Below are 14,364 nucleotides of genomic sequence, written 5' to 3' on the forward strand. Positions count from 1 at the left end.
TCACCTCTCTACTTACTTTCAGGTTTCTGTCTTTTAAAGGCAGATTTATTAAATATGGCGAACAAAGCAAAGAGTATTGCAAGCCATATGCCACCGCGCACTAATGTCATCAAGTCATTGACGAATGATCCGTAAAGCACAATCACAATTCCGATGAACCCTAAAATCGGAAATAGTGGGAAAAGAGGCTGTCTCCAGCGTAATTTGGCAATCTCGTCTTTATGCTTGAAGCGATAGATGACACTGGCAATCAGTGCAAGACTCCAAGAAAACAGCCATGCGACTACCAATTGGTTCGACAATTCGACGTAAATAAAATCAGGATTGAATTGTCCAATGAAAATTAAAAGAATCGTTGCCGCCCAAATAACGATAATCGCATTAACAGGAGCTAAAGTCTTCGGATGAATGGCACCGAGAAACTTCGGCAACATTCCTTCCCTCGCCTGTTGATAAAAAATCCTTGATGTCGCATATATCGTACCCATCAAAATTGTCGTAGCTGCCGCAATCCATGCTGCAGCATTCATAATGAACGCACCCGCGACACCAAATACCTTACCTGCCGCAACAGTAAAAGGCGAACTATCAATAGTCACATCAGTGTATGGAATGATACCCTGCAATACAAAATGAGCAAATGAGTAAATGGCTATGAACGTAATACTTGACCATATTAGTCCTCTTGGCAAATCACGTTCCGGATTAATCGCTTCAGCTCCCGCTGTCACTAACGTCAATGCACCAAGATAAGCGTATGTACCCATTGGGATAGCTCCGAAAAATCCATCCAAACCGTACGGCATAAATGGCGTAAAGTTATTCATATCCACATCTTTAAAGCCAACAATCGCAAATATGACCATTACACCGACTAACGACATTACAAGGTAAAGTTGAAGTCGAGCAGCGAACATTACTCCCGCCATATTGATAAGCGCAAAAATCGTAATAAAGAGTATCGCAAAAAACGCTGGCCACCAAGCTGCTGTTAAGCTTGGGAAGAACCACATTGTAATCTTTCCAAGCGCTAAACCAACACTACCGCCTGCAATAATCCAACCGATACCAAACGTTATTCCTGCTAAGAACCCCCAGGACTTACCCATGAAGCGTTCTACCCACATGGACATTGCCCCTGCATTCGGCATAGCAACCGCCATTTCCGTCAATGCAAGTATTAGAAATAGTTGGAACAAGCCTGCAATAATATACGATAAGATAGAACTCGGTCCTGCTACAGCAATCCCTTGTCCCATTAACAGAAAAATCCCATCTCCTACAACTGCTCCCACCCCAAGCGCCCAAATATGCCAGAACTTCAAAGTTCTTTTGGGTTGTAAATCAAGTTTAAAATCTTTCCCCATACATTCTCCCCCTGTCGATTAAACTGTGATGTTATATATTTTTTCGAAATTCCGATATAGAATCATTTCACCAATGAATTTCGCTTTTTCCGAGCTCATATAATCTTTTTTAACCCACTCATTCAATACCCGTTCGAAGCAGTCAATGAAAAGCTTTACACCCATCCAATTCATCTCTGGGACTGTGAAGGCATCTGACCCATACATGACTTTGTCAAATGGTGCGAGTTCAAGAACTTGTGAGATGATACGCTCGACACCATGACCAGAAAATGGGTTTTGTAACGAGATATCCATGTACACATTAGGCAAGATACTGACGATAAATGCCGCTTCCTCCATCCATGGATAACCTCCATGAACAAGGTGGACTTTTGTGTCCTTATACTTTTCTTTTCGTAACGTATCCAAAAGGAAACTCGGGCTCGCTTTTGTCATCACTACTTCTCCATCACCTATTCCTGTGTGGATATGCATAAATTTATCTGCTTCAGTACACGCTTCCATAGCAATATGGAAACAGTAATCCCGAAATGCCTTTGCCGGTACCCTCTCATCCCTTACAAACTTCTCGTAATCTTTTTCCGCGTCTTCTTTGTTCATATCGAAAACTTCCAGACCACTTCGATAGGCAATGATTGTTTTCAATCCGACAACCTGATCATCCTTCAAGTCATCTTGCAAGCGCTTTCTATATTGGTTAATAAAATCATCGAAGTTTAAATTTTTTGTAGCCAATGAAACCATAATCGGCTCAATCCGGCTGATTTCCCAAATACGTGCACCCGTCATTCCTTCAAATTCCGCATGGTCGACTGGTGGTTGAGGATAGCCAAAGTCCATAATAGCTCCAACTAAGTTGACATCCCGAAATAACTCTTTTGTATAAGCTGGGTAGTCTTCTGCTTTTTGATTTCGCACATTAACAATTGCTGTTAAATCCTCCTCACAGGAATAATACGTAGCCATATTCCGTAAAAGGATTTGAATCCACATATTTGAACCTGGATACGGTTGGTGCTTCTCAATTCCTTCTAAACTTGAAAACATCTCTGGAATGACAGACAAAGATAATTTTCTGAGGAAGCTAACTGGAGATTCCGGTGACTTGCTCTCTGTGAAAGGATGCGCATGCACATCAACGACTTTAACTCCTCTTAAACTCACATTTTCCATTAGTTCTCTCCCCTTCTTTGTAGCGATTGATGAGTACACAACCTCATCGACAACTATTTTGCGAAAAATATTTTTCATACTCAGGTTTTTTTCTCAATAAAAAATCATGGACAACTATGCACCAGAATATGATAGACTCAATTATATGATTTTTTAGATCTGCTTCAAGAAAGTGAAAATTATTTTTCAGAGGTGGTTGAAATTGAAACACACTAATAAGCTACATTTAGAAGAATTGACGCCCCTCCTATTCGAAGGGGTTATCATTACCGATGAAAAAGGTATTATCAGAACGATAAATAAATCCGTTCTCGATTTTTTTCCGAAGTTACATGTAAGCGGTCTCATTGGGAAACAAATAAAAGAATTAATTTCTTCGAAAGATTTGAAGTTATTTTACGATCACAAACAAGATATGCGGAACATCAATCTGACTATTGGAATGCACCATTTAATGGGTAATTTTCGTTTTAGTAATGAAGAAAATGTCTTCATCATTTTGAAAAACATAACCAATCTCCATCAACTTACAGCTGACTTGGGTATGGCGCAAAGGCAAATACGATTATTTCATAGCATTCTTGATCAAATTGACGATGGAATCTGTTTTGTAGATTCCAACCAAAAAATAGTCTTTTACAATAAAAAAATAGGTGAATTTGATACGAAAGAACCTTCAAGCATCCTTGGGGAGCAATACACGACAGTTTTTCCGGAAACCACATATACAAACGATCCATTACTCAATGCGTTAACAACGGAAAGAGTAATCATTCAGAATGAGTCATTTTTCTCGAGAAGTGGTAAAAAATATGATGTTAGAAAAGTGAACACACCTTTATTTTTGGGAAATCAAAAAATAGGTGCACTATCCACAGTAAAAGATTTATCTAATATGAGTGAGTTAGGGAATGCCATCTTCGAATTAAGTAAAGCTCCATATGAGCAAAATTCATCTTCGGTTGTTAGCACTATTGACGAAAAAAACAAGAGTACTGATTTTATTCATTGTACGAAATCAATGAAAAAGATTTTGCTAGATGCAGAGCGTGCTTCAAAATCATCTTCCAATATTCTAATTTATGGGGAAAGCGGTGTCGGCAAAAGACGACTAGTTAATACGATCACTGAAAAAAGCGGCGTGCTTTACACATTGCACTGCAGCTCACTGCCTACTCAATTTATTGAACAAATACTATTTGGCGATGAAAGGTCGAATGGTTTACTTGAACAAGTCAACGGTGAAACCATATTGTTGGATAAAATCAATTGTCTAGAACTCTCATTACAAGATAGATTATTTAACGTCATTAAAGATAAGAAAGTGTACAGGAGAGAGGACGGCGTAGAAATACCGTTTAATGTCCGTTTCATATGCACAATGAATGAAAAACCAGAAACCGCTATTAAAAACCGGCATTTATCAGAGGATTTCTTTTATATAGTGAGTGGAGTCACGTTGAGAATCCCTCCTCTCCGGGAGAGAATTGAAGAAATTCCTCTATTGGTCGAACACTTCATCAATGAAAAAAAGACACTTTTCACAAGCGAATTTGTAACGGTTTCTGACAAGGCGATGAATATTTTCACGAACTATGATTATCCCGGTAATGTTAGACAGCTAGAATATATTATTGAAGGAGTTCTAGCAATCCTTCATGATGAAAAAATCATCGGAGAAGAACATGTTCCTACTTATCTCTCTGCTCAGAATAATTGTGAGCCAACAACTATTTTCCACAACGATGCAGTTAACTCCAATCTTTCTTTAACAGACCGCGTGGAAGCATTTGAGAAGGAAATGATTATAGGTACATTGATCAAAACAAATTACCATATCACAAACGCCGCCGATCAATTGGGCATTTCAAGGCAAAGTCTGAACTATAAAATCCGTAAATATGAAATTGAAAACTTACGTGGAGATACGTAAAGAGTTTGATTTGCTCAGTGAACAAAAAAAGAAAGGGCTGTGTACGGATGACAGCCCTTTCAAAATTGCACTATATAAAGCTACTACTTGCACAGCTTACAATGAGGAGCATTAAAAATAATGCAGCCATATATACATCTAGTTTACCAATCCCAATGATGTGGTAAAAACTTGTTCTTTTTTCTCCTGTGAATCCTCTTGCTTCCATTGCGAATGCGGCCCGTTCCGATTTCCTCACTGCTCCTGCCAGCATCGGCAACAATATTTTACGCATATTCAGCAAGCGGGTAATAATGTTCCCTTTTTGCGTCGCCCCTCTCAGCCGGTGGGCTTGTTGGATTTGAACAAACTCATCTTTTAACACAGGCAAGAATTGATAGCCTACGAGAATGCTGTAAGCGATCTTTGGGGACAATTTCATCTGTTGCATTAAGCTTAATATGAATGATACCGGTTTTGTCGTTAATGCGAACAATAACGATAATCCCGAGAAAGCAAGTACTCGGAAACTCAATGCTAAAGCATGGTTCAAGAGAACTTCCCTAATTTCCATATTTAAAATTGTCCACACGACAGGTCCCGTTTTCTCTTCCGCAAAGACGAGCGTCGTCCAAAAATATCCGAATGCCATAATGACAAAAGGAATCATGAAAAGAGTCCATACTTTCCAATTGATGCGACTGAATAACAATTGGACAAGCAACACACCGATCCAGACAATAAGCGGTGTCCACGGGTTGAAAAAGAATGCCAATGTGAACATACAAATTGTGATGATGAGGAACTTTACAGAAGGATTCATATTATGCAAAGCAGACTTCACGTGGCGTCCCACCTTTCGGCTTTAGAAGATGATGGGCAGTTAATAAGTCTTCACTTGCCCAAACACTTTCAGCATTGAATTTCCCTGTCAATTGCCCTTCATCCATAAGAAGAACCGAATCTGCAATAGCACTCGCAAACTCCATATCATGCGTGACAATTAAAAACGTCGTCCCTTGCCGAGCACGTTCATCGATCAACTCATAAAGTTCAGATAAAGATGCAGCATCTTGACCAGATGTCGGTTCGTCCATTAAGATGATTTCCCTACCATCTGCAAGCATTGCTCCTATCGCCACTCTTCTTTTCTGTCCGTGGCTCACTGCAAAAGGATGAGCTTCTGCTACGTTCTGCAAATAGAGTCGCTCCAGCAATGTTTCCACTTCTGTGCCACCACCAAATGCTATCTCATCTCGCACAGATTTTGTAATGAAGAGAAATTCAGGTGATTGTGGTACATACCCCAACCGATCGGGCGTCACTGTGCCTTTGGCGGGTATTAGCTGACATAATGCTTTTAACAACGTCGATTTACCGCTCCCATTCGGTCCAGCCAACACAGCAACCTCCCCTTTTTGGAGATGGAAAGAAACAGGTTTTAAAAATGAATCGTTATGAACAGCCTCTACATATAGTGATTGACTACCTTGTATGGAACTTTCTCTAGTCATTAATTCGTTTACTCTGTTCGTGCTTTCCAATACAATTTCCCTGTCGAAGAAACCATCCCATAAATCGAGTCGATGTTCAATTGCAACGACAGTCAGCGCCCGTTCCTGTTGAAGTTCATCAAGCCAGCTGATGAACTTTTTCCCTGTATATGGATCGAGATGTGAAATAGGTTCATCCAGAAGCAGTACCTCTGGCTCCATGATCAACGCACAAGCTGTCGCAATCCGTTGTTTCTCTCCACCCGAAAGTTGTTGGATGACAGCATTGCGAAAGTCAGTCAACCCCGTCAACTCCAAGACTGCTGCAATCTTGCCATCCATCTCTTCACGAGGAATGTTCAGATTCTCCAATGTGAATGCAAGCTCTTCTTCGACAGTCATCATGCAAAACTGAGCGTCAGGATCTTGGAATACCGTCGCAATTTTATGATTCACTTCACCCGGTGCGTACTTTGAACTTTCCTTATCAAACAATTTTAGTGAACCGTTCATAACACCATCACAATTTTCAGGATAGAGCCGGTTGCACAAATAGAGCAATGTCGTTTTTCCACTTCCACTCGGCCCAGTAATGACAACTTTCTCTCCCGCTTTAACGGAGAACGATAAGTGGTCCAGTATCACTTTCTCCTCATCAGGAAACCTGAAACTTACATCTATAAACTGAATGACATCAGACACGCGCATCACCTTTAGCGGTTCTCGTAATGGCATAACCGCGAAGTGATCCGGTCGCTAACAATCCATCGACGACAGCTTTACCGCCAACCCCAGCAATGAGTGCACCACTCATGATGCGTAGACCAAGCATGAGTAACACATATCCTGTACTGAACACTGTAAAGCCTCCCATGAAATAGCCGTACACAAAACTAAAGATGGATGCGCCGATTCCTGCAAGCATGAGAACCCAAATATTAAACTTTTTATATCCAGTCGCCGCAAAGGCTGCTTCCGCTCCCAACCCTTGGACGACTCCTGCAAGAATTAGTCGTGGTCCAACTGCATTTCCAAGTAGGACTTCAACCGCGGCAGCAATTGTTTCCGATATGACGGCAGCTCCAGGTTTCCGGATAATATACATACAAATAATTGAGACAATGAACCATATACCGAAGATCCATTCATAAGCGATTGGCCCGATGAACCCTGCCCAAATATTGCCGGCATGTAAAAATAGCAAGTAGATAATCCCAAATACTACCGAAAACAAAGACATGAGGACAACTTCTTTTAACTTCCAAGATTTTAACATGTCACCGACCTCCGTGGGACGGGCTATTTATGCTCATGGATACCGTCATCACTAGATGCTTATGATCATCTGACCTAGCGTTCGAAAAAGCTTCCTCGTAAAATGCAAATACTTCATGGATATCACCATGTATTCCACTTGCATAATGCATGGAATCATTAAAAACACCCTGTTGTTTTGCACGGTCCACTTCCTTATAAATAATGTCCATATACATTGGATTATTCATCGGATAAAGTGCAAATTGTGAGGACACATATTGTTTTGTAGCATCCCTATTCGCAATTTCATCGCTTTTGTCCAAATAGACATCTCCTGTCGTATCACCAGGACACCCCGCTGAAAACGTGCCAGATAAGGCAAGGTGTTTTCCTGTCTTTGCGGCACTTAACGCAATCGCTTTTGCCACGTTGAAGACATGTATTTGTTTTCCACGAATTACTGTCGATACATCATCTGTATGCATCCACACATTCGACGTATCCGTTTCACTAAGTGCTCCCTTGATCACTTCCACAAAATTGTCTGCCATCGGATATAGCGAAAAACGAAATCCTATGATTGGGCTTAATCCACATTCCATCTGTAAAACCTCCTGAGATTTTTTCCATAAAAAAACTACATCCCGGAAGATGTAGCTACTTATCCAATATGAAAACACTCGGAAAGTGACTACACTTCCCCACGCAAGCATTATCTTGATCGGGTTATAAGGGATCGGAGCAGTTGCTCTCATCTCAGCCATAATAGGCACCCCCAGTGCAGAAAACGGTATGCAGTTGGATTGAACAGTCGTCCGCTCAATCGTAATTTCTTATGTTGAGCCCAGTATAGTCGATTGCTTTTTCTTTGTAAATGAATTCTTGCAAACTCGTACTTTTGATATAGACATCGTTTGTTATTTGTTAAAATACATATTTATTATGAAATTTTATATAGCGACTTCATACTTACTCCAGAAAAAACTTATTCAAGATGGTGGGTTCTGAGTGCGAGTGACCTCCCTTGATTTCCAAAAAGAGATTTGAACCTTGTTTTCTCTAAATTAAAAGACGCACAGAATCGGTTTCTATTTACGAACTCGTTCACACATTTTTTTGATCATCATACGCCAGTAATTCTTTATAATACTTATTCATAGAAGAAGGTGATACGTCAAACCACTCTGCAATTTCTTTTAATGTCATTTCAAGCGGTTCGTAATACCCTTTCTCTTGCCCGAAACGGATGGCGCCAGCCGCAATCGCGACTTCTTTACGAGCATTTGGCTGCTGTTCAACTAGAAAATCTTCTACGAACTCCACTAATGCTTCGGATTGGATTTGCTGCTTTTCAAAAAACTCTATGACTGATAATAAAACACCGGCTTCGAAATTCGTGAATTCGCCACCTTCATAGTGATCTTCCCCAAGCATCTTCCAGAAAGTCAATGCGTATTCTTTCATAAAGGATTGAACAGCTTGTCCTTCTTGCTCGTTAAACGAGTTCACAAAATCTGCAAACACTTGCTTATGATCCGTCGGGAAGAAAATCAGACTAGAAACTGCCAAGTATTGACCTTCACTTCCAGTACCATCAGGCAAGATAAAACAGTATACATGCACACCGACCGGTACAGGCTTTTCACTTTCACGGCGGAGTTTAATTACTTCATCTGTTAAAACCATTCTAACCGTCATGAAAGCATCGTCCACATCTGTTACTTCTCCGATGAATGCGCGGGGTTGTTGCCAGTCATCGAGAACCCGTAACACGGACGGTCGTAGAATTTTCTTTCTTTGTTTCTCCAAATAACCTTGCCATATATCAGGTCGATGGTTGAAAAAGAATTCATCCATGACAATCGCTTCAATCATTTCCTCCATGTAAAACGTCCGTAATTCCCGCTTCCAGTTGTTTGCATTATCCAAATACTCCTGGATATCCTTTCGCTCCGGGTATTCCTCGTAAAACGTCTGAAGCATGCGTTCTAGTTCTTCTGTTGCTACTTCTTCTATCGTCACAGTCTGTTTCGACTCACAGCATTTCTTATATTTCTTGCCACTGCCACAAGGGCATTTATCATTTCGTCCTACCATTACAAACACTTCCCTGCCTATTAGATTTCCTCTGTTAGTTTATCACTTGTTGTCCAAACGTTAAACTGTCGCTATTTTCGCACGACCTTGCATGTAAAAAACCTATCAAATCATAGACTCTGATTTGATAGGCTCTTTTCTGCCTGCTAATTATAACTATTAGCACATGACAATAATTTGTTTAGGCGTTGTCTGTGCAGGTATACTTCTTGTCGTCGCACTATAGACGACGATTAAATTACGGTTGACCGGACTTCCTGAAAAAGTTTGACCATTTTCAAGCAAGATTGGAGTTCTAGCATTGATATTTAACTGCAGACTGCCATCACTGCTTACAAGTTGTTGATTAAAGAAACTTACTGCTACAAATTCATCTCTTTGCTCTTTCGCCATGACAACTGCTCGATATTGAGGAGGATAGATAAGTGGTACCGGGACGTTGATATCATAGAAGCCCGTAACTTGATCCCCTACTTTCACATTCACATGGTTCACAAAATATGTCGTCGGCTCCACAACAAAATTCACGACCGCACCATTCCCATTATCTACCGTGAACAATTTAAAACATCCCATATCGGGATCATTCTGCATAACGAAGAAATCATTAATCATAATCACTTTACCGCTAAAAGAACGAAAATCCATTATACGAAAACCTCCATTAGTTAAGCCCATGCCTAATTATAGTATGCATATTTCATCAGGTTTGTTCTCGTATATGATGAGATTTCATTAAATGAAATTAGTTACTACTTTTTCACAACTAAATTCAGTATTTTTTCGCATTTCAACATTTAATACTTGCAATCTACAGTAATAACAGGTAAAGTCGTATTTAATTAAACATACACTTATTTCGTAAACTTTGAAGTAAGGATAGAGGCGCAAAGACCATCAGTACACAATTAGAGGATAATGAGATCCTGTGAAGATTGTGGAAAGGGGAATTTGCCGAAGTGGAGAGACGCTCATTTGTCTTGAAGCTGGTTCTGAGTTGAACAAATTCAGGATTGTCATATAGGAAACTATATGGAGGGCTATCTTATGCAAAAGAAATAATTTATTATTTCAACTGCTACAACGATCCCTCGTTGTAGCTTTTTGCGTTCATTTATCACTCGCCCTCCACCCTCTTGTTTTTTAAAAAATGATAGGATGTGGAGAATTATGAACTTCGGACAAATTGTAACAGCTATGGTGACTCCTTTTGACAGACAAGGTGAAATTGACTTTCCCGCTACCAAAAACTTGATCAATCATTTAATTACAAACGGCACGAATGGTCTCGTCGTATCGGGTACAACGGGTGAATCGCCTACTTTAACGAACAAGGAAAAAATCGACTTATTCAAGTTCACGGTATCTGTCGTGGACGGACGGATTCCTGTCATTGCAGGAACTGGTTCTTATAACACAAGAGAGTCAATCGAACTGACGATGGCTGCGGAAGACGCTGGAGTAGATGCAGTCATGCTCGTTACTCCTTATTACAACAATCCTTGCCAAGAAGGTATGTATCAACATTTTAAGACAATTGCAGAGGCAACATCATTGCCAATCATGTTATACAATATTCCTGGAAGAAGTGTCGTCAATATGGACGTTGACACTGTTGTTAGACTCTCAAGGATTCCGAATATCGTTGCAATTAAAGAAGCAAGTGGAAAATTAGATGTCATGGCTGAAATTATTGATCGAACTCCAAAAAGTTTCTCACTCTACAGCGGTGATGACGCGCTCACGCTTCCAGTGCTAGCTATCGGTGGTGCAGGCGTCGTTTCAGTCGCATCCCATATTATCGGGAACGAGATGCAGACAATGATCGGTAACTTTAAAAGAGGCAATATCCAAGGTGCATCAAGAGAGCACCGGAGACTATTGCCAATCATGAAAGCACTCTTTGCCGCACCGAACCCTACCCCTACAAAAGCGGCACTGAATCTAAAAGGGGTACCAGTCGGCGGCGTGCGTTTACCGATGATTCCCCTTACTAAAGAGCAAATGCATTCTTTGCAACAAGTCCTGCCTGTCTATGATGAAATGATCATCTAAAATTATGGTACCTGTGCAAGAAACATTCATGATAATTCAACCTATTTGCATATATATACACATCCCTCTAAAGGAATGTTTAAATCAATACTTATTTAATGTATATAGTTGCAATTGTATTGTATATACTGAATAGTTCCATGCACAGGTACCTAACCAAATATAGCTAGATATTGATTTTGTAGTTGAAAATTATTGCGATTCCATCCTAATGTATTTTGTATAAAGCCTAATGAATCTGCATTATATCTCCCTGCTATTTTTTGAAAAGCCAATAATTCATAGACGCCATTGCCGTCAAAATCCACTGGATACAATCCACTTAACGGGTTCACAAACCCACTGATTGGTTGTTTCAACTTGCCATTCCTATCATAGATTTCATTTAAATAGTCCATGCCTCTTAAAGAGATATCAATTATATACTTCTCATCGTTCAACTTGCTCAGAACTGACACTTTGTAATAATCCAAATAGGTGACTTCGTATTGGTACAGGTTGTTATAAGCTTCAAAATCGAACAACAGTACCGGTTTATTGCCTGCATATGAATAGATATAATAATTCATGATCCCTCCACTACCGCCAGTATTAATACTTATTAAAATCTCGTCCACACCATTGCCTGTAAAATCCCCTAAAAACAGCGCAGGATTGTAGCCTACATTTTCCTTAAGTGCCACACTCGTTATCACGCCTGTTCTACCGTCCCGTACGTGAAGTGTAATATTCTGAACGAATGGACTATCCGCCGTTTTGATACCTGTCAAATACACATAATCAGGTATTCGATCCCCCGTAACATCCCCATTAGCATGTGCTACAATCATCGGCCGATTTCCGACAGTGTTTGTATAATAATTATTCATAATATCCCCTTTAAAATTATCTCTTGTCATACATATTCTATGGGTATTTAAATTATATGTTACATACAAAATTTTGTTCCCGGTGTACTTTAATTGATTTAAAGTAATAATTTTACATTTTAATGAATCTAAAGGTTTAAATTTGTAGTCAACTTTTATTACGTTTGGATTAAATTAAAGCTTTTATTTTTTAGTATAAGGTTGTATACTCAATTTATATATTTGTTTCTCTTATTTTTTACTATAATGAAATAATTATATAAATCGTATATCTACTTTAAGAAGGGTCGTGAAAACAATGATAAGATTCAAAAGTATCCGTATTAAAATGATGTTTGGCTTTTCGATTGTACTGATGTTATTAGTTGTTTTAGCATTATTGACGTTAACAGTACTTAAAAATGGGAATACCTCAATTGATTCCATTTTAGAGAAAGAGTTACCATTGCTCATAGCCGATGAACAACTGGTTGCTTCCATGTACGATGGGATGGGAGCTGCTCGGGGTTATGTATTGACTGGAAATCCATTTTATAAAGAGCTGTTCGAGAACGGGAAGCAAAAGATGCTAACAAATCAAGAATTTGTCGCAACCTTTAATAGTGATGTTGAATTTCAACAGCTAATAGAAGAAACAGCTGCGTGGCATAACTTTATTGAGGAAGAGGTATTTACTGAATATGATAAAGGCGATGTTGAGTCAGCACGTAACAACGTAATAGAGGCGGACAATAACGTAGGCCCATTAGTTGGAAAGTATGAACAATTGGCTTCTGACAGAGAAGACCACATCATTCAATTGGAAAAAGATTTATTAGGAGATGGGCAGCGTACAATTATTATTGTCTTCACCCTGTCGGTTGTAGGCATTCTATTAAGTATCATCATTTCGATTGTCACTCCAAATTCAATAACTAAACCGCTGCGCGTAGTTATGAAACGGATGAAACTCGTTGCTGAAGGAGATTTAAGCCATGAGCCACTGTTAACAAAATCAAATGATGAAATTGGGCAACTCATTACTTCAACCAATGAGATGACTGTAAACACGCATAATTTACTTAATCAAATTCAATCCCTCTCTACATCCGTCACCTTGCAAAGTAATGGTTTATTGCAATCTGCAGATGAAGTAAAAGCAGGGACAGAACAAATCGCCATTACAATGGAAGATTTAGCTAGAGGAACAGAATCTCAAGCGTCAAATATTAGCTTGTTATCTTCAACAATGGAAAACTTTGTAGTCAAAATCATGGATGCCAGTTCTAATGGAGAATTCATTCAGCAATCATCAAGTGCTGTTCTGGACATGACCAACCAAGGTAGCGAGCTTATGAAATCTTCAACTGAGCAAATGACACTCATTGACAAAATTGTCCATGATGCAGCTATACGTGTGAAAGGATTGGACGAGCACGCACAGGAAGTTTCAGAAATCGTCTCAGTCATACAAGGTATTGCAGGTCAAACGAATTTACTTGCGCTAAATGCTTCAATTGAAGCTGCCAGGGCTGGAGAACACGGGAAAGGCTTTGCGGTAGTGGCAGACGAAGTACGAAAGTTAGCCGAACAATCAGCAGCATCCGTTACAACGATCACTGAAATTGTATCTCGTATTCAGAGTGAATCGACAATCGTTGCCAGTTCACTGCAAGTGGGATATAAGGAAGTTGAACAGGGAACTCTTCAAATCCAAGCAACTGAAGAAACATTCGAGGGAATCAGTTCAGCGGTGTCAGAAATGGCCAAGCGAATTAATATTATTTCGGAAAGTCTGATTGATATTTCAGCAAACAGTCAAGAAATGAGTAGTTCCATCGAAGAAATTGCGGCTATTTCCGAAGAATCTGCTGCTGGAGTAGAAGAAACATCAGCATCCGCCGAAGAGGCTAGTAGTGCGATGGAAGAGCTTGCAAATAGTTCAGGGGACCTTTCGAAACTGGCTGAAGATCTTAATCAGCTCGTATTGAAATTTAAATTATAATTAAACAATGAACAAAATATATTGTCTCTATTAAAACAGTACTAGTAGCATACGTGTTAAAAAAACCATCCTTGGAAATGATGTGACCCCTAAAAGTTAGAGTTTTATATTACGCAGCTAATTGGCTGGTGTGAAGACGGTATTGAACCGGACT

General features: G+C 39.6%; 12 protein-coding genes and 2 riboswitches. Of the genes, 3 read left to right on the top strand and 9 right to left on the bottom strand.

The features are described 5' to 3' along the window. Nucleotides 1-8: 8 nt before the first annotated feature. Together H9649_RS14615 and H9649_RS14620 are read right to left on the bottom strand one after the other, a co-directional pair. Nucleotides 9-1,367 carry an APC family permease gene (locus H9649_RS14615; protein ID WP_191695644.1) on the bottom strand — a complete coding sequence of 453 codons (1,359 nt, stop codon included), beginning with the start codon at nucleotides 1,365-1,367 and terminating at the stop codon, nucleotides 9-11. An 18-nt stretch (nucleotides 1,368-1,385) separates the two neighbouring features. Then, complete coding sequence (locus H9649_RS14620; RefSeq protein WP_191695645.1) at nucleotides 1,386-2,543, bottom strand: amidohydrolase family protein; 1,158 nt, start codon at nucleotides 2,541-2,543, stop codon at nucleotides 1,386-1,388. 202 nt (nucleotides 2,544-2,745) lie between these two features. On the opposite strand from H9649_RS14620, the gene H9649_RS14625 reads away from it, so the two are divergent. Continuing rightward, on the top strand, nucleotides 2,746-4,476 hold the full coding sequence (locus H9649_RS14625) for a sigma 54-interacting transcriptional regulator (RefSeq protein WP_191695646.1): 1,731 nt from the start codon (nucleotides 2,746-2,748) through the stop codon (nucleotides 4,474-4,476). Nucleotides 4,477-4,546: 70 nt separating this feature from the next. Here H9649_RS14625 and H9649_RS14630 read toward each other — a convergent pair whose 3' ends face one another. From H9649_RS14630 to H9649_RS14655, 6 genes are all read right to left on the bottom strand, one after another. Beyond that, nucleotides 4,547-5,299 carry an energy-coupling factor transporter transmembrane component T family protein gene (locus tag H9649_RS14630; protein WP_191695647.1) on the bottom strand — a complete coding sequence of 251 codons (753 nt, stop codon included), beginning with the start codon at nucleotides 5,297-5,299 and terminating at the stop codon, nucleotides 4,547-4,549. Beyond that, nucleotides 5,280-6,656 (bottom strand): ABC transporter ATP-binding protein, encoded by a 1,377-nt coding sequence (locus H9649_RS14635; RefSeq protein ID WP_191695659.1) that lies wholly within the window; start codon nucleotides 6,654-6,656, stop codon nucleotides 5,280-5,282. Before H9649_RS14635 ends, H9649_RS14630 begins: the two co-directional genes overlap by 20 nt. Then, on the bottom strand, nucleotides 6,643-7,224 hold the full coding sequence (locus tag H9649_RS14640) for an ECF transporter S component (RefSeq protein ID WP_191695648.1): 582 nt from the start codon (nucleotides 7,222-7,224) through the stop codon (nucleotides 6,643-6,645). The genes H9649_RS14635 and H9649_RS14640 overlap by 14 nt, the downstream gene beginning before the upstream one ends. A gap of 1 nt (nucleotide 7,225) precedes the next feature. Next, nucleotides 7,226-7,807, bottom strand: coding sequence for a YkoF family thiamine/hydroxymethylpyrimidine-binding protein (locus H9649_RS14645; protein WP_191695649.1), 582 nt, complete (start codon nucleotides 7,805-7,807; stop codon nucleotides 7,226-7,228). Between the two features lie 79 nt (nucleotides 7,808-7,886). Continuing rightward, nucleotides 7,887-7,992, bottom strand: a riboswitch (TPP riboswitch). Between the two features lie 317 nt (nucleotides 7,993-8,309). Next, a complete protein-coding gene (locus H9649_RS14650) occupies nucleotides 8,310-9,302 on the bottom strand; it encodes a YecA family protein (RefSeq protein ID WP_191695650.1) in 993 nt (330 codons plus the stop codon). Nucleotides 9,303-9,461: 159 nt separating this feature from the next. After that, nucleotides 9,462-9,953 (bottom strand): hypothetical protein, encoded by a 492-nt coding sequence (locus H9649_RS14655; RefSeq protein WP_191695660.1) that lies wholly within the window; start codon nucleotides 9,951-9,953, stop codon nucleotides 9,462-9,464. Between the two features lie 221 nt (nucleotides 9,954-10,174). Continuing rightward, a riboswitch (Lysine riboswitch) is annotated at nucleotides 10,175-10,353 on the top strand. Between the two features lie 119 nt (nucleotides 10,354-10,472). Between H9649_RS14655 and dapA the strand changes: the two genes are divergently transcribed. Then, a complete protein-coding gene (gene dapA / locus H9649_RS14660) occupies nucleotides 10,473-11,357 on the top strand; it encodes a 4-hydroxy-tetrahydrodipicolinate synthase (protein WP_191695651.1) in 885 nt (294 codons plus the stop codon). 152 nt (nucleotides 11,358-11,509) lie between these two features. Here the strand turns inward: dapA and H9649_RS14665 are convergent, their stop codons facing one another. After that, nucleotides 11,510-12,226: a VCBS repeat-containing protein gene (locus H9649_RS14665; protein ID WP_191695652.1), complete on the bottom strand. Its 717-nt coding sequence runs from the start codon at nucleotides 12,224-12,226 to the stop codon at nucleotides 11,510-11,512. Nucleotides 12,227-12,524: 298 nt separating this feature from the next. Between H9649_RS14665 and H9649_RS14670 the strand changes: the two genes are divergently transcribed. Further along, a complete protein-coding gene (locus tag H9649_RS14670) occupies nucleotides 12,525-14,210 on the top strand; it encodes a methyl-accepting chemotaxis protein (protein WP_191695653.1) in 1,686 nt (561 codons plus the stop codon). The last annotated feature ends 154 nt before the right edge of the window (nucleotides 14,211-14,364 follow it).

It is taken from the genome of Sporosarcina quadrami, from assembly GCF_014836615.1.
Taxonomy (GTDB): Bacteria; Bacillota; Bacilli; order Bacillales_A; family Planococcaceae; genus Sporosarcina; species Sporosarcina quadrami.